The organism is Rubellimicrobium thermophilum DSM 16684 (genome assembly GCF_000442315.1).
Lineage (GTDB): Bacteria > Pseudomonadota > Alphaproteobacteria > Rhodobacterales > Rhodobacteraceae > Rubellimicrobium > Rubellimicrobium thermophilum.
The window spans coordinates 310,706-328,789 of the sequence record NZ_KE557320.1; the positions used below are offsets into that span (position 1 = coordinate 310,706).

Genomic DNA, 18,084 nt, shown 5'->3' on the forward strand with positions numbered 1-18,084 from the left:
CATCCCCGTCGCCAGTCCGGCAGATCGCGCTCCGGCCCCGGCCTGTCCGCCCCTCGTCCTCCTGCCGCCCAGAACCGGCCCGAACCGGCCAGAGCCGGGATGCGCTGGCCGCCGGGACCCGGACCCGCCCTTCGCGCGTTTCCCTCACAGCCCCCGCCGGAGCGCTTGCGCGCGCGCCCCGCCCGGGCCACCATACCGCCATGAGGCGGATCTGAGAGGGGAGAGACGATCCTGGCCGTGACCGCGCTGCCTGCCACTGCTGCCGCCGCCCAGCCGGGCGAGACAGTCCTCGAATTTCCCGACAATTTCCTGCTGATCGATCTGTGCGGAGAGCATGACCGCCATCTTGCCCTGGTGGAGGACCGCCTCGGGGTGCAGATCAACCGTCGCGGCAATCGCCTGATGCTCTGGGGCGAGGAGGAGGCCCGCACCCGCGCCGCCGCCGTCCTCCACAGCCTCTATCAGCGGCTCGAGGCCGGCCGCAGCGTCGAACCCGGCGAGATCGAGGCAACCCTGCGCATGGGCCCGGCGCGGCGCGATCCCGCCGCCGATCCGGCCGGCCAGCAGGACCTCTTCGGCGAGGGACCCGGCGGACGCATCGAGATCAAGACCCGCCGCAAGGTCGTCGAGCCGCGGACCGAGACCCAGCGCGCCTATGTCCGCGCCCTCTACGACCACGAGCTGGCCTTCGGCATCGGCCCGGCCGGAACGGGCAAGACCTATCTCGCCGTCGCGGTGGGCGTGTCGCTCTTCCTCGGCGGTCATGTCGATCGGATCATCCTCAGCCGCCCCGCCGTCGAGGCGGGAGAGCGGCTGGGCTTCCTGCCCGGCGATGCCAAGGAGAAGGTCGATCCCTACATGCAGCCGCTCTATGATGCGCTGAACGATTTCCTGCCCGCGCGTCAGGTCCAGAAGATGATCGAGGAGAAGGTCATCGAGATCGCCCCGCTGGCCTTCATGCGCGGGCGCACCCTGTCCCATGCCTTCATCGTCCTTGACGAGGCGCAGAATGCCACCTCCATGCAGATGAAGATGTTCCTGACCCGGCTGGGAGAGGGTTCACGCATGGTGATCACCGGTGACCGCACCCAGATCGACCTGCCGCGCGGCGTCGTCTCCGGCCTGGTGGAGGCCGAACGGGTGCTCTCCGGCGTGCCCGGCGTCAGCATCACCCGGTTCACCGCCCGCGACGTGGTGCGCCATCCGCTGGTGGCGGCCATCGTCGCGGCCTACGAAGCCGATGCCGAGACGCGGCTGCGGGGCGGAACGACCCCGACCGACGAGGGAGTCTGAGGCCATGGCCCCCACCGGATCTGCCCCGGGCGCGCCGCTGGTCGAGACGCTCTGCGAGGATGCCCGCTGGGAGGCGGCGGGGCTCGAGACGCTGGCCCTGCGCGCCGTCCGGGCCACGCTGCTGCATCTGCGGCTGCGCCCCGATGCCTTCGAGGTTTCGCTGCTGGGCTGCAACGATGCCCGCATCGCCGAGCTCAACGCCGATTTCCGCGGCAAGCCGCGTCCGACCAATGTCCTGTCCTGGCCCTCGGCCGAACGGGGGGGCCAGACGGGCCGGCGCCATGCCGCGTCTGCCCGCCCCCGATCCCGCCGGCCCCGTGGCGCTGGGCGATATCGCCATCGCCTGGGAGACCTGCGCCCGCGAGGCCGCCGAGGCCGGCAAGCCGCTTGCCGATCATGCGCTGCATCTGCTTGTCCATGCCACGCTGCATCTGCTGGGTTTCGATCACGAACGCGAGGCCGATGCGGCCCTCATGGAAGGACTCGAAAGCGCGATCGTGACGGGGCTCGGTCTTGCCGACCCCTATGCCCCTCTGCCAGAAGAGGCCGCCACGTCGCACAGGACCCCTCAGGATGTCTGACGCCTCATCGTCTTCCGCCGCCCGCCCCTCGGGCGAAGAGCGCGATGCCCCCCCCGAGGGGCCCAGTCACCCGACGGGGCGCGGCGGCTTCCTCTCCCGCATCATCGAGGCCCTGAACCGGCCCGAGGAAGAGCCCGTCCGCCCCGCCGCGGGGACCGCCCCCCCCGCCCCCTCGCTGAGCAACCTGCGCCGGATGCGCGTCGAGGATGTCGCCATCCCCAAGGCCGAGATCGTCGCCGTCCCCGTCACCATTGCGCTGCCCGACCTGATCCGGGTCTTTCGCGAATCGGGTCGCACGCGCGTGCCCGTCTACGAGGGCTCGCTCGACAGCCCGCTCGGCATGGTCAATCTCAAGGATGTCGCCCTTCGCCACGGCTTTGGCGCCACCGGCGAATTCGTGCTGCGCGACATGCTGCGCCCGCTGCTCTATGTGCCGCCCTCCATGCCGCTGGCGACGCTGCTCCAGAAGATGCAGAGCGAGCGCATCCACATGGCGCTGGTGATCGACGAATACGGCGGCACCGACGGGCTGTGCACCATCGAGGACCTGCTCGAGACCGTCGTGGGCGAGATCATGGATGAACATGACCGCGAGGAGGACAAGCCCGACTTCTGGCCCGAGGGGGAGGGGGTCTGGATCGCCGAGGGCCATGCCCCCATCATCGCGTTCGAGCGCGAGATCGGCCTGGACCTGACCGCGCACGAGGATATCGACGCCGAGGAGGTGGATACGCTCGGCGGTCTGGTCTTCTACCTCGCGGGGCATGTGCCCCTGCCCGGCGAGACGATCCGCCATCCCGACGGCCTCCTCTTCGAGGTGCTCGAGGCCGACAGCCGGCGCATCCGGCGGCTGCGCGTGCGGATGGAACCCGCACCCGCATCCATGCCGGAGCCCGCGCCGCGCCCCGCCCGTTGACCGCTGCCCCCCCCGCAGAAGGGCGCCGCGCGCGCATGGCGCGGCTTCTGCTCTGCGCTCTGCTGGGGGCGGGGGCGGCGCTGGGACAGGTGCCGCTGTCGCTGCCTCTGGCGACGCTGGCCGCGCTTGTCGCCGTCTTCGCGCTCTTCCGCCGCGGAGGGGCGGGATTCGCCGCCGGATGGGCCTTCGGGGCAGGGCATTTCGGCGTCGCCTTGCACTGGATCGTCGAGCCCTTCCTGGTCGAGCCGGAGATCCATGGCTGGATGGCCCCCTTCGCGCTGCTGCTGATGGCTGGGGGGCTGGCGCTGTTCTGGGGCGCCGCCTTCGGCCTGGCGCGGCGCCTCCGGCTCGGCCTGACGGGTCTCGCGGCGCTCTGGGCGGGGGCGGAGATGCTCCGCTCTCGCGCCTTCGACGGCTTTCCCTGGGCGCTGATGGGCCATGTCTGGATCGGCACGCCGCTCGAGCAGACCGCCGCCTGGTGGGGAGCGCAGGGGCTGACGCTGCTCACCCTCGTCCTGGCGGCGGGGCTGGCGGCGCCGGGATGGGGACGCCGCGCCGGCGTGGCGGGGCTGGCGGCGGTCGCCGCGGGGTGGCTGTGGCTGGACCCCGGCCCCGCCCCGGCGCCGGACCCCCAGGCGCCGGTCCTGCGCCTGGTCCAGCCCGATGTCCCGCAGGCCGAGAAATGGGACCCCCTGCGCCAGCCGGAGCATCTGCGCCGCCTGCTCGCCCTGTCCGCCGAAGGCGAGGGGGCCGCCCTGACCCTCTGGCCCGAAACGGCCCTGACCGAGCTGCTGGAATGGGCCGGGCCGGTGCTGGCGGCCGGGGCAGAGGCGGGGCGCGCGCCGCTCGCCACCGGCGTCGTCCGCCGCGAGGGAGAGCGCTATTTCAACAGCCTCGTGCTGACGGACCGGAGGGGGGCGGTGACAGCCCTTTATGACAAGGCCCATCTGACCCCCTTCGGCGAATACATCCCCTTCGGCGAATTTCTGGGACGCTGGGGGATCCGCGGGCTTGCCGCCTCGGAAGGGCAGGGGTTCACCCCCGGCCCAGGCCCGGCCCTGATCGATCTGCCCGGAATCGGCCCGGCCCGGGTGCTGATCTGCTATGAGGGCATCTTCCCCGAGGAGATCGCCGCCCCCGGACCCGGCCCCGTCTGCTGCTGCTCGTGATCAACGATGCCTGGTTCGGCAACGGGGCGGGCCGCGCCAGCATCTGGCGCTTGCGCGGCTGCGGGCCATCGAACAGGGGATGCCGGTGGCGCGGGCGGCCAATACCGGCATTTCGGCCATGATCGATGCGCGGGGGCGGGTGACGGCCTCGCTGCCGCTGAACAGGGCGGGCGCGATCCTCGCTCCCCTGCCGCCGGCCATCGCTCCGCCGCCCTATGCGCGCTGGGGCGACGGGCCGGCAGCGGCCGGCGTGGCCCCTGCTTCTGCTGGCCGTCCTGATCGTCCGCAGGGGGGATTGACCCCGGGGCCGGTCCGCCCTAGGGGTGACCATCCCCGTCACAACGGCTTCCTGGCGTGACGGGCGTAACCAATGGAGCGCTCCCCCCGATGTCCCGCCTCGACTATGTCTTCACCTCGGAATCCGTTTCCGAGGGACACCCCGACAAGCTCTGCGACCGCGTGTCGGATGCGGTGCTGGATGCCTTCCTGGCCGAGGATCCCCGGGCCCGTGTCGCCTGCGAGGCCTTTGCCACGACCAATTTCCTCGCCATCGGCGGCGAGGTGGGGCTGACCGACCGCGCGAAGATGAAGGACCTGGTCGACCGGGTGGAGGACATCGCGCGCGAGGCGATCCGCGACATCGGCTACGAGCAGGAGAAATTCCACTGGCGGACCTGCGAGATCCGCAACCTCCTGCACGAACAGTCCGCGCATATCGCCCAGGGCGTGACCGGCGAGAAGGGGCGCGAGGAAGGCGCCGGCGATCAGGGCATCATGTTCGGCTATGCCACGCGCGAGACGCCCGAGCTGATGCCCGCGCCGATCCAGTATGCCCATGCCATCCTCCGCCGCCTGGCCGAGGCGCGCAAGTCCGGGGCCGAACCCCTCCTGCGGCCCGATGCCAAGGCCCAGCTCACCCTGCGCTATGCCGGCGGCCGCCCGGTCGAGGTGACTTCCATCGTCGTCTCCACCCAGCACGAATCCGAGGCCCAGTCCTCGGACGACATCCGTGCCATCGTCGAGCCCTATGTCCGCGAGGTGCTGCCCGAAGGCTGGATCACCCCGGCCACGAAATGGTGGGTGAACCCCACCGGGGCCTTCGTCATCGGCGGGCCTGACGGGGATACGGGGCTGACGGGGCGCAAGATCATCGTCGATACCTATGGCGGTGCCGCACCCCATGGCGGCGGGGCCTTCTCGGGCAAGGACCCGACCAAGGTGGATCGTTCGGCGGCCTATGCTGCGCGCTATCTGGCCAAGAACATCGTCGCCGCCGGGCTGGCCGACCGCTGCACGATCCAGCTGTCCTACGCGATCGGCGTCGCGCGACCCCTGTCGATCTATGCCGATCTGCACGGCACCGGCGCGGTGGATGCCGCCGCCATCGAACGGGCCATCCCGGAGGTCATGGACCTCACCCCGCGCGGCATCCGCGAACATCTGGGCCTTGGCCGGCCGATCTATGCCCGCACCGCCGCCTATGGCCATTTCGGGCGCACCCCCGATGCGGATGGCGGCTTCTCCTGGGAACGCACGGATCTGGCCGACAGCCTGCGCCGCGCCGTTGCCCGGGCGGCCTGACGCCGAAGGCCCGCGGCGGGGACAGCCGGGCCTCAAGCGGGGACAGGCGGCACGAGGCAGGCCGCAGGGGGCCTGCGGTCTGGGCAGGCGGCTCTGGGGCGGGGCAGGGCGGCTTGACCCTGCGGGCGCGGGCCGCCATAGGCCCGCCCCATGACCGACCGCGATCCCGGTGCCCCCGCCTCTCCCCCGCGCCCCTGGCGCAACCTCTATGGCCGCCGTCAGGGCAAGCCTCTGCGCCCCGCTCAGCGCGAACGCATGGAAACGGGGCTGGAGGCCGTCCGCCTGCGCGGCGTCTCCTGGGAGGAGAATCCGCAGCGCATCCCCCTCTCCGGTCTGCCTGACCGTCTCTGGGTCGAGATCGGCTTCGGCGGGGGCGAACATCTCCATGCCCAGGCCCGCGCCCATCCCGAGGTGCTGCTGATCGGGGCCGAACCCTTCGTCAATGGCGTGGCCCAGATGCTCGGCCATCTGGCGGCCGAACCGCTGCCGAATGTCCGCCTCCATCCGGGCGATGCACGCGACCTGCTCGAGGTGCTGCCCGAAGCCTCTGTCGAGCGGGCCTTCCTGCTCTACCCCGATCCCTGGCCCAAGGCGCGCCATCACAAGCGGCGATTCGTCACCCCGGGCCCCCTCGGCCAGCTTGCCCGCGCGATGCGGCCGGGGGGCGAGCTCCGCATCGCCACCGATATCGACGACTATGTGCGCCAGACGCTCGAGGAGGTGCCGCGCGCCGGCTTTGCGCTGATCCGTGGCCCCGCTGCGGAGGCCTGGCCCGACTGGCCCGGCACCCGCTACGAGCGCAAGGCCCTGCGCGAGGGACGCCAGCCCCATTACCTGACCTTCCGCCGCGCCTGAGGGCAGGCTAAGGGAGACGCGCAACAAGGAGGCCCCATGTCCGGTCACGGCCAGCCCGTTCCCCTCACCGCCCGCCCCGGCCATGCCCTGCGGGGCACCGCCCCCGTGCCGGGCGACAAGTCGATCTCCCACCGCGCGCTGATCCTCGGCGCGCTGGCCGTGGGCGAGACGCGCATCCGCGGCCTGCTCGAGGGGCAGGACGTGCTCGATACGGCCGCCGCCATGCGCGCCTTCGGCGCGCAGGTGGAACGGGAAGGCCAGGAATGGGTCGTCCATGGCGTCGGAACCGGGGGATTCGCCGAACCGGCCGATGTGATCGACTGCGGCAATTCCGGCACCGGCGTGCGCCTCATCATGGGGGCGATGGCCACGACGCCCATCACGGCGACCTTCACCGGGGATGCCTCGTTGCGTCGCCGGCCGATGGGCCGCGTGACCGAGCCTCTCTCGCTCTTTGGCGCGCGCGCCTATGGGCGCGAGGGGGGGCGCCTGCCGATGACCGTGGTCGGCGCGCGCGATCCCCTGCCGGTGCGCCATGCCCTCACCGTGCCCTCGGCCCAGGTCAAGTCGGCGATCCTGCTGGCCGGGCTCAACGCCCCGGGCCAGACCGTCGTCATCGAGCGCGAGGCCACGCGCGACCATACCGAGCGGATGCTGAAGGGCTTCGGCGCCGAGATCCACATCGCCGACGGTCCGGAGGGGCGCGAGATCGCCGTCACCGGCCGGCCCGAACTGCGCCCCCAGCGCATCGAGGTGCCGCGTGATCCCTCCTCGGCTGCCTTCCCGGTCTGCGCCGGGCTGATCGTGCCGGGGTCGGAGGTGCTGGTCCCGGCCATCGGCCTCAACCCGACCCGTGCCGGCCTCTATCAGACGCTGGTGGAGATGGGGGCGGACCTGACCTTCGAGAACCGGCGCGAGGAAGGGGGCGAACCCGTGGCCGATCTGCGCGCGCGCTTCTCCGGGGCGCTGCGCGGGGTCGAGGTTCCGCCCGAACGGGCCGCCTCGATGATCGATGAATACCCGATCCTGTCGGTTGTCGCGGCCTTTGCCGAAGGCCCCACCGTGATGCGCGGCGTGCGCGAACTGCGCGTCAAGGAAAGCGACCGCATCGAGGCCATGGCCCAGGTCCTGCGCGCCGCCGGGGTGGAGGTAGAGGAAGGGCCGGACTGGTGGATCGTCCATGGCCGCGGCGCGGGTGGCGTGCGCGGCGGAGGCCTTGCGCAGACGCGGCTCGATCACCGCATCGCCATGTCGGCGCTGATCCTCGGGCTGGCCTCGCGCGAGGGGATGGGGGTGGACGATGCCGGCCCCATCGCTACGTCCTTTCCTGCCTTTGCCGGGCTGATGACGGATCTGGGCGCCGTGCTGGAGCCCGGCGATGAACGGTGACGCGATGGACGATGACGGCCGCAGCATCGAGGATCTGCTCGACAACACGCCCGAGGCGGTCGCCATGCGCCGCGCGCGGGCTGCACGGGAGGAGGCCGCGCGCAAGGCGGCCGCGGCGGGGAGGGCGGATCCGGCCGCGGCACGGCGCTCCACGCGGCGGCAGTGGATCGCCGGTCTGGTGTTCGGCGGGCTGATGGCCGCGCGGGCCTTTGAACGGGCGGTGCGGCGATGATCTTCACGGTCGCCATCGACGGGCCGGCAGCGGCCGGCAAGGGCACCATCGCCCGCGCCATCGCTGCCGAGACGGGCTTTGCCCATCTCGACACGGGACTGCTCTACCGTGCGGTGGCGCTGCGAAGCCTCGCGGGAGAGGATCCCGTGACCGCAGCACGGGGTCTGGATCCCGTCGCGCTGGATGACCCCCGCCTGCGCCGCCCCGAGGTCTCGCAGGAAGCCTCGCGCATCAGCGCCATTCCCGCCCTGCGCGAGGCGCTCTTCGCCGTCCAGCGGGGCTTTGCCCGGCGCGAGGGGGGGGCGGTGATGGACGGGCGCGACATCGGCACCGTCATCTGCCCCGAGGCGGAGGCCAAGCTCTTTGTCACCGCCAGCCCCGAGGCCCGTGCCCGCCGCCGCTGGGAGGAGCTGCGCGCGGCCGGCCTCGGCACGAGCTATGAGGCGACGCTCGAGGAGGTGCGGGCCCGTGATGCGCGCGATGCGGCGCGCGCGGTGGCGCCGATGCGGCCGGCCCCGGACGCGGTGGTGATCGATACCTCGGACCTGACCGTGGCCGAGGCGGTTGCTGCGGCGCTCGCGGTGGTGCGGGACAGGCTGGTCGCCGCTGAGGGCAGCCGCCGCCGCCAGGGCGCCTAGTCGGTCGCTGCAGCCACCTCCAGCAGGATCGCGGCCAGCGCCCCGGGTGCCCCGGTCGGCACGTCATGGCCGCCGGGCACGGACCGCAGTGTCCAGCCGCGCCGTTCGGCCAGCGCCTCGCCCAATTGCCGCAGCGCGGGCAGGCTGCTGTCCTCGGCGAACACATAGGTTGCGGGCGTCTCGCCGGGCAGGGGCGCGGCGATCGGGATGGCGCCATACAGCGCCTTGAGCGGCATCGGGGTGAGCGGGCGGCCCGGCTCCTCGCGCGCGGTGGGGGGCGGGGGCATCATGCCGGTATCGGCGATGTCGGGATACATCATCACGACGAAGGCCAGCGACCGGTCGTCGGCGCGCAGACCGCCGTCCGAGAGCGGCGCAGGCGCCTCGACCCAGACGGCGTGGGCGATGCGATCCCGCGCGCGGTCCCAGGCGCCGGTGGCGGGCCGGCCCCCGTAGGAGAAGGCCACGAGGATCACCGGCGGCGCGGCCGCCTCGATGGCGGCCAGGATGTCGGCGATATGGTCCTCGGGCCCGATCTCTGGCGAGGCTTCCCCCGCGCGCGAGCCCAGACCCTTCAGGGCGACGGCGGTCACGGCATGGCCCTCCGCCTCCAGCAGCGGGGTCACGGCGTCCCAGGCCCATTCGCCCTGCCAGGCCCCGTGGACAAGGACGAAGCTGTCGGCGCAGGCCGGGGCGGCGGCCAGGGCGATGGCGGCACAGGAAAGGGCGGCAGCAGGGATGGTCATGGGCGGGCTCCAGGCGGGTGCGGGGCAGGGGGCTGCGCGCGGATTCTCGCACCGCGCGGGCGCAACGGAAAGCGTCGCGTGGGGGCGGGTGAGGGGGGGATGTCACCCGCGCGGGCGGGCGGCGCGGGCGTCTGCTCTGGCGGCGGCGATGAAGGCGCGCAGTGCGGGCGGCATCAGGCGGCGGCTCGGATAATAGAGGTGCAGGCCGGGAAAGGGCGGCGTCCATTCCGGCAGGACCGCCACCAGCGCCCCAGAGGCCAGATCGGCCGCCGCCTCCTGTTCGAAGGCGAAGGTCAGGCCCAGTCCCGCCCGTGCAAAGGCCAGCCGCACCGCCGCGATGTTGCAGACCAGCGGCCCTTCCACGGCGACGCGCAGGCTTTCGCCGTCCTTCTCGAACTCCCAGCGATAGGGGCTGTGGTCGGTGGGCATCGTCAGCCCTGCACAGGGATGGCGCAGCAGATCGCGCGGATGGGCGGGGGTGCCGGCCCGCTCCAGATAGGCCGGCGCGCCCAGCACGAGCATCCGCAGCGGCCCGCCGATCGGCACGGCGATCATGTCGCCCTCGAGCACCTCGCCCAGCCGGATCCCGGCATCGAAGCCCCCGCGGACGATGTCCACCAGCGAATCCTCGGGCACGATCTCCACCCGGATGCGCGGATGGGCGGCCAGGAAGCCGGGCAGCATCCCGGCCAGAAAGGGCATGGCCAGGCGCGTGGCATTGATCCGCAGCCGGCCGGCGGGCTCTTCCCCCGAGGCGCGAAGATCGCGCAGGGCGGCCTCGATCTCCTCCAGGGCGGGCAGCAGTCGCGCGGCGAGGCGGGCCCCGGCCTCGGTCGGCGCCACGCTGCGGGTGGTGCGGTGGAGCAGGCGCTGGCCGAGGCGATCCTCAAGCCGCCGCAGGGTCTGGCTCAGGGCCGAGGGCGAGACGCCCAGCTGGGCCGCCGCGCGGGTGAAGCTGCCATGGCGCAGCACGGCGGCAAAGGCGCGCAGTTCGGCATGGTCGGACAGGGGCATTGTGAAGTCCTGCTTCAAGGCCCATGCCGATCATGACGGATACACGAAAGATCGGCAAGGCATCAGGATCCGGCGCATCCGCGAAGGAGGGATCGCCATGTGGCAGAGGATCGCGCGCTGGTGGGCGGCCTGGGGGGCGCTTGTGGTGCTGGATGGGCAGAGCGAGAGGCTGAGGGCGGATATCGGTCTGAGCGGTCTGTCGCCGCGTCAGCGCCGCGCCCTGGTGTTCGGATCGGATCCCGGACAGGAGGGGTTGCGGCAGACGGCGGCGCGGGGCGGGGCGGCAGCTTGCGGCGCCGGGCCGGGGGCGGTCCGGCGGTTCGAAGGCTTGCCCTGACGGCGCATCTGCGCTAGGGGCGACCCGCGCGTGCCCTGTGCCGGGGTGCGCCCACCCCCCCACAGACCGGCGGAGACAACCGCCTGGCCCGCAACCGTGAAGGATACGCACTTGGCTGGAAACAGCATGGCGGAGTTCGAGGAACTCCTCAAGGAAAGCTTCGAGATCGACACGCCCCAGGAAGGGACCGTGGTCAAGGGCAAGGTCCTGGCCATCGAGGCCGGACAGGCCATCATCGATGTCGGCTACAAGATGGAAGGCCGCGTCGATCTCAAGGAATTTGCCCAGAACGGGGAACCGGCGAACCTCAAGGTGGGCGATGAGGTGGAGGTCTTCCTCCGCAATGTCGAGAATGCCCGCGGCGAGGCCGTCATCAGCCGCGAGATGGCCCGGCGCGAGGAAGCCTGGGACCGGCTCGAGAAGGCCTTCGAGCGCGAGGAGCGCGTCGAGGGGACGATCTTCGGCCGCGTCAAGGGCGGCTTCACGGTGGATCTGGGCGGCGCGGTGGCCTTCCTGCCCGGTTCGCAGGTCGATGTGCGCCCCGTGCGCGATGCCGGCCCGCTCATGGGGCTGAAGCAGCCCTTCCAGATCCTCAAGATGGACCGCCGCCGGGGCAACATTGTCGTCTCGCGCCGCGCCATCCTCGAGGAATCGCGTGCCGAACAGCGCGCCGAGGTCATCAGCTCGCTCTATGAGGGGCAGGTGCTCGACGGTGTGGTCAAGAACATCACCGAATACGGCGCCTTCGTGGATCTGGGCGGCGTGGACGGCCTGCTGCACGTCACCGACATGGCCTGGCGGCGGGTGAACCACCCCTCCGAGATCCTCTCCATCGGCGAGACGATCCGCGTGCAGGTCATCAAGATCAACCGCGAGACGCATCGCATCAGCCTCGGGATGAAGCAGCTCCAGGAGGATCCCTGGGATTCGGTGGAGCAGAAATATCCCATCGGCTCGGTGCATCGTGGCCGCGTCACCAACATCACCGATTACGGCGCCTTCGTGGAGCTCGAACCGGGGATCGAAGGCCTGGTCCATGTCTCCGAGATGTCCTGGACCAAGAAGAACGTCCATCCGGGCAAGATCGTCTCCACCTCGCAGGAGGTGGATGTCATGGTCCTCGAGATCGACGAGCAGAAGCGCCGCGTCAGCCTCGGCCTCAAGCAGACCCAGCGCAACCCCTGGGAGGTCTTCGCCGAGACCCATCCCGAAGGCAGCATTGTCGAGGGCGAGGTCAAGAACATCACCGAGTTCGGCCTGTTCGTCGGCCTGCCCGGCGAGATCGACGGCATGGTGCATCTCTCCGACCTGAGCTGGGACCAGCGCGGCGAGGAGGCGATCCAGGCCTATCGCAAGGGCGATGTCGTCAAGGCCAAGGTGCTCGAGGTCGATGTCGAGAAGGAACGCATCTCGCTCTCCATCAAGGCGCTCGAGAACGACCCCCATGCCGAGACGCTGAACGGCGTCAAGCGCGGCGATGTCATCACCGTCACCGTCTCCAAGATCGAGGAAGGCGGCATCGAGGTGGACTATCAGGGCCTGAAATCCTTCATCCGCCGCTCCGACCTCTCGCGCGACCGCTCCGAACAGCGGCCCGAGCGCTTCCAGCCGGGCGACAAGGTCGATGTGCGCGTGGTCTCGGTGGACAGCAAGGCGCGCAAGCTCGGCCTGTCGATCAAGGCCCGCGAGATCGCCGAGGAGAAGGAAGCCGTTGAACAATACGGCTCGTCCGATTCGGGCGCGTCGCTCGGCGATATCCTCGGGGCGGCGCTGCGCGGGGATCGCTGAGCCCCGCGAGGCCCCGTGCGATGGCCTTCGGGGGCCCTGCCGGCGACGGCGGGGCCCCTTCCTTTGTCCCCCTTTCCGGCCCTGCCCGCGACGTCACCGAAAAAGGCCTTTGTATGCCGGGCCTTGGCACGCTATGGTGGGCGGCATGCGGCGGCCGGCCGGCGGCCAGGACGACTTGGGGGCATGATGATCCGGTCCGAACTCATCCAGAAGATCGCAGAGGAAAACCCGCATCTCTATCAGCGCGATGTGGAGAAGATCGTCTCCATCGTCTTCGACAGCATCACCGAGGCTCTGGCCGAGGGGCGGCGGGTGGAACTGCGCGGCTTCGGCGCCTTCTCGGTCAAGAAACGCGAGGGGCGCACAGGCCGCAATCCCCGCACGGGCGAACCCGTCGTGGTGGAGGAAAAGCATGTTCCCTTCTTCAAGACCGGCAAGCTTCTGCGCGACCGGCTGAACGGCAAGGCCTGAGATGTCTTGCGCCGCCCGCCTTGCCGCAAGGACGGGCCGGGGCTAGAGAGACCGCATGAGACTGCTCCGCATCGCCTTCTGGGCGCTCGTCGCCGCCGCGCTCGTGGTTCTCGGCCTGGCCAATCGCGGCATTGTCCGTCTCCAGCTCCTGCCCGAGGCGCTGGGTCGCGAGATCGGCCTGATGCCCGGTCTCGATCTGCCGCTGTTCCTCGTCATCCTGCTGGGCTTTGCCCTGGGCCTTCTTGTAGGCTTCGTCTGGGAATGGATCCGCGAGATCCCCGAACGCGCCGCCGCGCGCGAGGCCGCGCGCGAGATGGAACGCCTGCGCCTCGAGATCGAGCGGCTCAAAGGCCGGCAGGCTGCCGCCGATCCCGTGCAGGCGGCCCTGGCTGCCTTGCCTGCGCGCTGAAGGGGGGGGCATGGGCCTTCGCCTCATGCCGGGTGCCGCCCTGCGCAGCGGGGGGCGCGTGCGCATCAAGATCTGCGGCCTGACGGCCGAGGATCAGGTGGAGGCCGCCGCCCTGGCCGGGGTGGCCTATGTCGGCTTCGTCTTCTTTCCTCGCTCGCCGCGGGCGGTGACGGTCGACCGGGCGCGGACCCTTGCCCTCGCCGCGCCGCCCGGTCTCGCCAAGGTGGGGTTGTTCGTCGATCCCTCCGACGCCGAGATCGATGCCGTTCTTGCCGCCGTGCCGCTCGACATGATCCAGCTCCATGGCCGCGAGACGCCCGAACGCGCGGCCGCCCTGCGCGCACGGGCGGGCCTGCCGGTCATGAAGGCTCTGGGCGTGGCGACGGCAGGGGGATCTGGCCCGCCTCGGGGACTGGGTGGGGGCGGCGGATCAGCTCCTGCTGGATGCCCGGGCGCCGGCCGGGGCGGACCGGCCGGGCGGTCATGGCGCCGCCTTCGACTGGGACCTGCTGGCGGGACTGACGCCGCCGCTGCCCTGGATGCTCGCCGGGGGGCTGACCCCGGCCAATGTCGCCGAGGCGGTGCGGCGCACCGGGGCGCGGCAGGTGGATGTCTCCTCGGGGGTGGAGACCGCGCCGGGGGTCAAGGATCCGCAGCTGATCCACGCCTTTGCCGCCGCCCTGGCCTCTCTCCCCGGGGATGTGGCGGACCGTCCCCCCTTCACCGCGTGAGCCAGAGGATGTCGAAGCGGCTCTCGAGGATCGGCGAAGGCAGCAGCAACCGGGCCGATCGCGGCGAGACCTGCTCGAAGAAGCCCACCTGCGCATGGGTCTGACCCGGCTCGACCGGTTCCTGGTCGTCGGGGGGCAGGCCCGCGTAATCCGTGGCCGGTCCCCCTTCGACGAAGCCCACGCCGGTATAGAGCGCGGGACCGTCGGCGGCCGCGATCGTTCCGCTCAGCCGCTGGGAACCGCTCAGCTTCTCCAGATGCCAGACCCCCTCGCCCGCAGGGGCGATGCGGCAGCGGAAGGGCGCATAGACGGTCAGCGGCAGAAGCCCCCCGAGCTTGAGCACCCGGCAGGACCAGTCGCCGGCCGGATCGAGCGGCCCCGGCGCCCCGCGCATCGCCTCGACCAGCAGCGCGACATCGCCGGGCGCCCCCTCGGCCAGGGCGCCCGCCAGAGCCCGGCCGAGCGCGGCATCGGCAGAATCGAGCCGCCCCCGATCGGCCGGGCGGATGCCCTGAAGGGCGCCATGGCTGAGGACGGGCGCGGCCTCGCGGACCCGGACCTGGGCCTGTCCGGCGATCGGCACAAGGGCGACAGCAGCAGCCAGCAGGGCAGGACGGACACGCATGGACATCTCCGGCGGGGGGATGAGTGAGGGGCAGGAATCCAGAGTGCCCGTCTGCCGGGCGGATGCCAAGGGGCCGGGCCGGGAAGGGGGCGCAGAGCGGCGCGCCTCCGGCCCTCCGCCCCTCCGGTCCTCTGGCGCCTGCGGCCCTGCGGCGCGGCCGCGCTCCCGCCTTTACGCGCCGCCTTGCGGGCGCTAAGGCCTCGGAACCCCGAGGAGGACCGCCCATGCCCGAGGATCGCCCCGTTCCGCCCAACAGCTATCGCACCGGCCCCGACGAGCACGGGCGCTTCGGCGCCTTCGGCGGGCGCTTCGTCTCCGAGACGCTGATGCCCCTGATCCTCGAGCTGGAGGCCGAATATGCCCGCGCCAAGGCCGATCCCGCCTTCGCGGCCGAAATGGAGGATCTCTGGGAACATTATGTGGGCCGGCCCTCGCCGCTCTATTTCGCGCCGCGCCTGACGGAGCGGCTCGGGGGAGCGAAGATCTATCTCAAGCGCGACGAGCTGAACCATACCGGTGCGCACAAGATCAACAATGTGCTGGGGCAGATCCTGCTGGCCCGGCGCATGGGCAAGACCCGCATCATCGCCGAGACGGGGGCCGGCCAGCACGGCGTGGCGACCGCCACGGTCTGTGCCCGCTTCGGGCTGAAATGCGTGGTCTACATGGGGGCGCATGATGTCGAACGGCAGGCGCCGAATGTCTTCCGCATGCGCCTTCTGGGGGCCGAGGTGGTTCCCGTCACCTCCGGCCGCGGCACGCTCAAGGACGCGATGAACGACGCGCTGCGCGACTGGGTAACCAATGTGCGCGACACCTTCTACTGCATCGGCACGGTGGCGGGGCCGCATCCCTACCCGGCGATGGTGCGCGACTTCCAGTCCGTCATCGGGCGCGAGGTGCGCTGGCAGATGGAGCGCGCCGAAGGGCGCCTGCCGGACACGATCATCGCCGCGATCGGGGGAGGCTCGAACGCGATGGGGCTGTTCTACCCGTTCCTCGACGATCCGTCCGTCCGCATCATCGGGGTGGAGGCCGGCGGCAAGGGCGTGGACAGCCGGATGGAGCACTGCGCCTCTCTGACCGGCGGGCGCCCCGGCGTGCTGCACGGCAACTGCACCTATCTGCTTCAGGATGCGGAAGGCCAGATCCTCGAGGGCTATTCCATCTCTGCGGGCCTCGACTATCCCGGCATCGGCCCCGAACATGCCTGGCTGCACGAGACAGGCCGCGCCGAATATGTCAGCATCACCGATGCCGAGGCGCTCGAGGCCTTCCGCCTCCTCTGCGAAACGGAAGGGATCATCCCCGCGCTTGAACCGTCCCATGCGCTGGCCCATGTGATGAAGATCGCGCCAGGCCTACCGAAGGATCACCTGATCGTGATGAACCTGTGCGGCCGCGGCGACAAGGATATCTTCACCGTTGCCCGCCATCTGGGGGTGGAGGTGAAGGTCTGAGACCCGGGGCCCTCGGGCTCCCTGATCGTCCGGCTTCGGCAGGGGGCACAGCGGATCGCGATCGGGCCGGCCTCTGACCCCGATCCATCCGAAGGCACCGGCGTTGTGCGGATGACCATGAGAACAGTCAGCCCCATCCGTCTGGTTCTCGCTTGTGCGCTCGCTCTGGCCCTGCCGGCGACGGCCTCCCGCGCCGATCAGGCCGGTGCCGAGGGAGCCGCCCAGGCCGTGATCGAACAGTTGCGCGCCGCGGGCTATGAAGGGTTCGAGATCTCGCAGACGGCCGCGGGGCGGATCCGGATCGTCGCCATCGGACCGCTCGGCCGGCGCGAGATCGTCTTCAACCCCGCCACGGGCGAGGTGCTGCTGGATCTGTTGCAAGCCCGGCCCCTCCAGGCCCCCGACGCGGAAGAGACCACCGGGCAGGCCATCGCAGAGGGTGCGGCAGGGCGCGCGCGCGGGCAGCAGACGCGCGGGCAGCAGACGCGGGGGCAGCAGACGGGCGGGCAGCAGACGGGGGGGCTTCTGCATGCGCCGGGCCTGGGGGGGCGGAACCGACAACAAGAGCGGCCTTTCCATCCTCGGGGGCGTGGCCGACCCGGACAGCGGGCAGGGCGGTGGCGCTGCGGCCACGATCACCGTGGATTGAGCAGAGGAACCGGGACGGGGCTGCCCCCGTCCATCCTGCGCCTGCCCGCCTTGGCTGCCTTGCAGGCCGGCTAGTCCTCCTCCGACTCTTCGGCATGGGCGCGCAGCACCTCGAGAGGCACGATGTCGAGCGCGCGGATATGCGTCGCGGCCAGCCGGACCCGAGGGGCGCAGCCCTCGTCATGCGCCTGCAGGAAACGGCCCGCGCAGAGGCACCAGCGATCGCCGGGCTTCAGCCCCGGAAAGCGCAGATCGGGGCGCGGGGTGCTCAGATCGTTGCCGACATATTTCGAGAAGGCGAGGAACTCGGCCGTCATGACGGCACAGACGGTGTGGGATCCGCGATCCTGCGGGCAGGTGTCGCAGGATCCGTTGCGGAAGAAGCCGGTGAGGGGGCGCAGCGAACAGGGCTCGAGCGGCCCACCCAGGACATTGATGCTCTCCTCCGGTTCCATTCCGCCCTCTCTCAGCGAAAGCGTTCGACCAGACGGCGCAGCGCCTCTGCCGGGCCGGCGGGCGGGGCGGCCCCGGCCGGCGGTTCGCTGGCGCCCGTGGCGGGCCCGGCGGTGTCTGCCGCGGGCCGGGGCCTGGGCGGCCGCGGCGGATTCACCCGTAGCGCTACGGCATTCAGGAAACCAGCCCCGTCCCCCCTGGCCAGCAGGGGCGCCCCCTCGGCGATGCCGCGCAGCAGATCCTCGAGCCAGGCCTGCTCGGCCTTGGCGAAATCATGCAGGACATAGGCCGCCACGGCATCCTTGTGCCCCGGATGACCGACGCCCAGGCGCACCCGGCGGTATCCCTCGCCCAGATGCTGATGGATGGAACGCAGGCCGTTATGGCCGGCATGCCCGCCCCCGTCCTTCAGGCGCAGCCGCGCCGGGGGCAGATCGATCTCGTCGTGGAAGACCGTGATATCGGCGGGAGGGATCTTCAGGAAGCGCGCCGCCTCGCCCACCGATTCGCCGGAAAGGTTCATGAAGGTCTGCGGCTTGAGCAGCAGGACCTTCTCGCCGGACAGGACGCCTTCGGCGGTCTCGCCGCGAAAGCGGGCCCGCCAGGGGCCGAATCCATGCGCAGCGGCGATGGCGTCGAGCGCCATGAAGCCGATATTGTGACGGTTGCCGGCATATTTCGTGCCGGGATTGCCGAGGCCGACCCAGAGTTTCATGCGGGCCGTTCTAGCGCGGCGGCGGGCGGCGGC

20 protein-coding genes, 2 pseudogenes and 1 riboswitch are annotated in these 18,084 nt (G+C 71.3%); of the genes and pseudogenes, 17 read left to right on the plus strand and 5 right to left on the minus strand.

The window, feature by feature from the left end:
• Nucleotides 1-231: 231 nt before the first annotated feature.
• The 10 genes and pseudogenes from RUTHE_RS02480 to RUTHE_RS02520 all read left to right on the plus strand — a co-directional run bounded on the left by RUTHE_RS02480 (nucleotide 232) and on the right by RUTHE_RS02520 (nucleotide 8,654).
• Nucleotides 232-1,293: a PhoH family protein gene (locus tag RUTHE_RS02480; protein ID WP_051150362.1), complete on the plus strand. Its 1,062-nt coding sequence runs from the start codon at nucleotides 232-234 to the stop codon at nucleotides 1,291-1,293.
• Nucleotides 1,241-1,874 (plus strand): annotated as a pseudogene (gene ybeY / locus RUTHE_RS02485) (rRNA maturation RNase YbeY). Before RUTHE_RS02480 ends, ybeY begins: the two are co-directional and overlap by 53 nt.
• Complete coding sequence (locus tag RUTHE_RS02490) at nucleotides 1,867-2,790, plus strand: transporter associated domain-containing protein (RefSeq protein ID WP_021096675.1); 924 nt, start codon at nucleotides 1,867-1,869, stop codon at nucleotides 2,788-2,790. The pseudogene ybeY and the gene RUTHE_RS02490 overlap by 8 nt, the downstream one beginning before the upstream one ends.
• A 35-nt stretch (nucleotides 2,791-2,825) precedes the next feature.
• Entirely contained in the window at nucleotides 2,826-3,959 is a 1,134-nt protein-coding gene (gene lnt / locus RUTHE_RS02495; protein WP_021096676.1) for an apolipoprotein N-acyltransferase, read from the plus strand.
• A complete protein-coding gene (locus tag RUTHE_RS17945) occupies nucleotides 3,895-4,317 on the plus strand; it encodes a nitrilase-related carbon-nitrogen hydrolase (RefSeq protein WP_281167462.1) in 423 nt (140 codons plus the stop codon). The genes lnt and RUTHE_RS17945 overlap by 65 nt, the downstream gene beginning before the upstream one ends.
• A riboswitch (SAM-SAH riboswitch) is annotated at nucleotides 4,290-4,337 on the plus strand. (Overlaps the previous gene by 28 nt.)
• 9 nt (nucleotides 4,338-4,346) lie before the next feature.
• Nucleotides 4,347-5,540, plus strand: coding sequence for a methionine adenosyltransferase (gene metK / locus RUTHE_RS02500; RefSeq protein WP_021096677.1), 1,194 nt, complete (start codon nucleotides 4,347-4,349; stop codon nucleotides 5,538-5,540).
• 150 nt (nucleotides 5,541-5,690) lie between these two features.
• Nucleotides 5,691-6,395, plus strand: coding sequence for a tRNA (guanine(46)-N(7))-methyltransferase TrmB (gene trmB, locus RUTHE_RS02505; protein WP_021096678.1), 705 nt, complete (start codon nucleotides 5,691-5,693; stop codon nucleotides 6,393-6,395).
• A gap of 36 nt (nucleotides 6,396-6,431) precedes the next feature.
• Nucleotides 6,432-7,784, plus strand: coding sequence for a 3-phosphoshikimate 1-carboxyvinyltransferase (aroA, locus tag RUTHE_RS02510; RefSeq protein WP_021096679.1), 1,353 nt, complete (start codon nucleotides 6,432-6,434; stop codon nucleotides 7,782-7,784).
• Nucleotides 7,774-8,016, plus strand: a complete 243-nt coding sequence (locus tag RUTHE_RS16350; protein ID WP_021096680.1) for a hypothetical protein — start codon at nucleotides 7,774-7,776, stop codon at nucleotides 8,014-8,016. Before aroA ends, RUTHE_RS16350 begins: the two co-directional genes overlap by 11 nt.
• Nucleotides 8,013-8,654, plus strand: coding sequence for a (d)CMP kinase (locus RUTHE_RS02520; RefSeq protein ID WP_021096681.1), 642 nt, complete (start codon nucleotides 8,013-8,015; stop codon nucleotides 8,652-8,654). Before RUTHE_RS16350 ends, RUTHE_RS02520 begins: the two co-directional genes overlap by 4 nt.
• Here the strand turns inward: RUTHE_RS02520 and RUTHE_RS15260 are convergent.
• Together RUTHE_RS15260 and RUTHE_RS02530 are read right to left on the minus strand one after the other, a co-directional pair.
• Complete coding sequence (locus RUTHE_RS15260; RefSeq protein WP_021096682.1) at nucleotides 8,651-9,400, minus strand: alpha/beta fold hydrolase; 750 nt, start codon at nucleotides 9,398-9,400, stop codon at nucleotides 8,651-8,653. The two genes, RUTHE_RS02520 and RUTHE_RS15260, sit on opposite strands and share 4 nt — an antisense overlap.
• Nucleotides 9,401-9,502: 102 nt before the next feature.
• The gene (locus RUTHE_RS02530; RefSeq protein ID WP_021096683.1) at nucleotides 9,503-10,414 is read right to left on the minus strand and encodes a LysR family transcriptional regulator; all 912 of its coding nucleotides are present in this window, start codon (nucleotides 10,412-10,414) and stop codon (nucleotides 9,503-9,505) included.
• A 97-nt stretch (nucleotides 10,415-10,511) separates the two neighbouring features.
• Between RUTHE_RS02530 and RUTHE_RS02535 the strand changes: the two genes are divergently transcribed.
• The 5 genes and pseudogenes from RUTHE_RS02535 (at nucleotide 10,512) to RUTHE_RS02555 (ending at nucleotide 14,150) form a co-directional block, all read left to right on the plus strand.
• A complete protein-coding gene (locus RUTHE_RS02535) occupies nucleotides 10,512-10,751 on the plus strand; it encodes a hypothetical protein (protein ID WP_021096684.1) in 240 nt (79 codons plus the stop codon).
• A 126-nt stretch (nucleotides 10,752-10,877) separates the two neighbouring features.
• Complete coding sequence (rpsA, locus tag RUTHE_RS02540; protein ID WP_021096685.1) at nucleotides 10,878-12,539, plus strand: 30S ribosomal protein S1; 1,662 nt, start codon at nucleotides 10,878-10,880, stop codon at nucleotides 12,537-12,539.
• Nucleotides 12,540-12,725: 186 nt separating this feature from the next.
• Nucleotides 12,726-13,010: an integration host factor subunit beta gene (gene ihfB, locus RUTHE_RS02545; RefSeq protein ID WP_021096686.1), complete on the plus strand. Its 285-nt coding sequence runs from the start codon at nucleotides 12,726-12,728 to the stop codon at nucleotides 13,008-13,010.
• A gap of 55 nt (nucleotides 13,011-13,065) precedes the next feature.
• Nucleotides 13,066-13,419, plus strand: coding sequence for a lipopolysaccharide assembly protein LapA domain-containing protein (locus RUTHE_RS02550; RefSeq protein WP_021096687.1), 354 nt, complete (start codon nucleotides 13,066-13,068; stop codon nucleotides 13,417-13,419).
• A 25-nt stretch (nucleotides 13,420-13,444) separates the two neighbouring features.
• Nucleotides 13,445-14,150, plus strand: a pseudogene (locus RUTHE_RS02555) (phosphoribosylanthranilate isomerase).
• On the opposite strand, the gene RUTHE_RS02560 reads toward RUTHE_RS02555, so the two are convergent.
• Entirely contained in the window at nucleotides 14,140-14,775 is a 636-nt protein-coding gene (locus RUTHE_RS02560; RefSeq protein ID WP_021096689.1) for a DUF4893 domain-containing protein, read from the minus strand. The pseudogene RUTHE_RS02555 and the gene RUTHE_RS02560 sit on opposite strands and share 11 nt — an antisense overlap.
• Nucleotides 14,776-14,999: 224 nt before the next feature.
• On the opposite strand from RUTHE_RS02560, the gene trpB reads away from it, so the two are divergent.
• Both trpB and RUTHE_RS02570 read left to right on the plus strand, forming a co-directional pair.
• Nucleotides 15,000-16,235, plus strand: coding sequence for a tryptophan synthase subunit beta (gene trpB, locus RUTHE_RS02565; RefSeq protein WP_021096690.1), 1,236 nt, complete (start codon nucleotides 15,000-15,002; stop codon nucleotides 16,233-16,235).
• 117 nt (nucleotides 16,236-16,352) lie between these two features.
• Nucleotides 16,353-16,958: a Peptidase propeptide and YPEB domain protein gene (locus RUTHE_RS02570; RefSeq protein ID WP_021096691.1), complete on the plus strand. Its 606-nt coding sequence runs from the start codon at nucleotides 16,353-16,355 to the stop codon at nucleotides 16,956-16,958.
• On the opposite strand, the gene RUTHE_RS02575 is transcribed toward RUTHE_RS02570, so the two are convergent.
• Nucleotides 16,955-17,338 carry a DUF2237 family protein gene (locus RUTHE_RS02575; RefSeq protein ID WP_021096692.1) on the minus strand — a complete coding sequence of 128 codons (384 nt, stop codon included), beginning with the start codon at nucleotides 17,336-17,338 and terminating at the stop codon, nucleotides 16,955-16,957. The genes RUTHE_RS02570 and RUTHE_RS02575 overlap by 4 nt on opposite strands.
• An 11-nt stretch (nucleotides 17,339-17,349) precedes the next feature.
• On the minus strand, nucleotides 17,350-18,051 hold the full coding sequence (gene pth / locus RUTHE_RS02580) for an aminoacyl-tRNA hydrolase (RefSeq protein ID WP_040645167.1): 702 nt from the start codon (nucleotides 18,049-18,051) through the stop codon (nucleotides 17,350-17,352).
• Between the last annotated feature and the right edge of the window lie 33 nt (nucleotides 18,052-18,084).

Bases quoted from the DNA above. Each gene is read 5' to 3' on its own strand.
- RUTHE_RS02575 (WP_021096692.1), bottom strand. From the start codon at position 17,338: ATGGAACCGGAGGAGAGCATCAATGTCCTGGGTGGGCCGCTCGAGCCC.
- ihfB (WP_021096686.1), top strand. From the start codon at position 12,726: ATGATCCGGTCCGAACTCATCCAGAAGATCGCAGAGGAAAACCCGCAT.
- metK (WP_021096677.1), top strand. From the start codon at position 4,347: ATGTCCCGCCTCGACTATGTCTTCACCTCGGAATCCGTTTCCGAGGGA.
- aroA (WP_021096679.1), top strand. From the start codon at position 6,432: ATGTCCGGTCACGGCCAGCCCGTTCCCCTCACCGCCCGCCCCGGCCAT.
- RUTHE_RS02550 (WP_021096687.1), top strand. From the start codon at position 13,066: ATGAGACTGCTCCGCATCGCCTTCTGGGCGCTCGTCGCCGCCGCGCTC.
- trpB (WP_021096690.1), top strand. From the start codon at position 15,000: ATGCCCGAGGATCGCCCCGTTCCGCCCAACAGCTATCGCACCGGCCCC.
- RUTHE_RS02520 (WP_021096681.1), top strand. From the start codon at position 8,013: ATGATCTTCACGGTCGCCATCGACGGGCCGGCAGCGGCCGGCAAGGGC.
- trmB (WP_021096678.1), top strand. From the start codon at position 5,691: ATGACCGACCGCGATCCCGGTGCCCCCGCCTCTCCCCCGCGCCCCTGG.
- pth (WP_040645167.1), bottom strand. From the start codon at position 18,051: ATGAAACTCTGGGTCGGCCTCGGCAATCCCGGCACGAAATATGCCGGC.
- RUTHE_RS02535 (WP_021096684.1), top strand. From the start codon at position 10,512: ATGTGGCAGAGGATCGCGCGCTGGTGGGCGGCCTGGGGGGCGCTTGTG.
- RUTHE_RS15260 (WP_021096682.1), bottom strand. From the start codon at position 9,400: ATGACCATCCCTGCTGCCGCCCTTTCCTGTGCCGCCATCGCCCTGGCC.
- RUTHE_RS02570 (WP_021096691.1), top strand. From the start codon at position 16,353: ATGAGAACAGTCAGCCCCATCCGTCTGGTTCTCGCTTGTGCGCTCGCT.
- RUTHE_RS02530 (WP_021096683.1), bottom strand. From the start codon at position 10,414: ATGCCCCTGTCCGACCATGCCGAACTGCGCGCCTTTGCCGCCGTGCTG.
- lnt (WP_021096676.1), top strand. From the start codon at position 2,826: ATGGCGCGGCTTCTGCTCTGCGCTCTGCTGGGGGCGGGGGCGGCGCTG.
- rpsA (WP_021096685.1), top strand. From the start codon at position 10,878: ATGGCGGAGTTCGAGGAACTCCTCAAGGAAAGCTTCGAGATCGACACG.
- RUTHE_RS02490 (WP_021096675.1), top strand. From the start codon at position 1,867: ATGTCTGACGCCTCATCGTCTTCCGCCGCCCGCCCCTCGGGCGAAGAG.
- RUTHE_RS16350 (WP_021096680.1), top strand. From the start codon at position 7,774: ATGAACGGTGACGCGATGGACGATGACGGCCGCAGCATCGAGGATCTG.
- RUTHE_RS17945 (WP_281167462.1), top strand. From the start codon at position 3,895: ATGAGGGCATCTTCCCCGAGGAGATCGCCGCCCCCGGACCCGGCCCCG.
- RUTHE_RS02560 (WP_021096689.1), bottom strand. From the start codon at position 14,775: ATGCGTGTCCGTCCTGCCCTGCTGGCTGCTGCTGTCGCCCTTGTGCCG.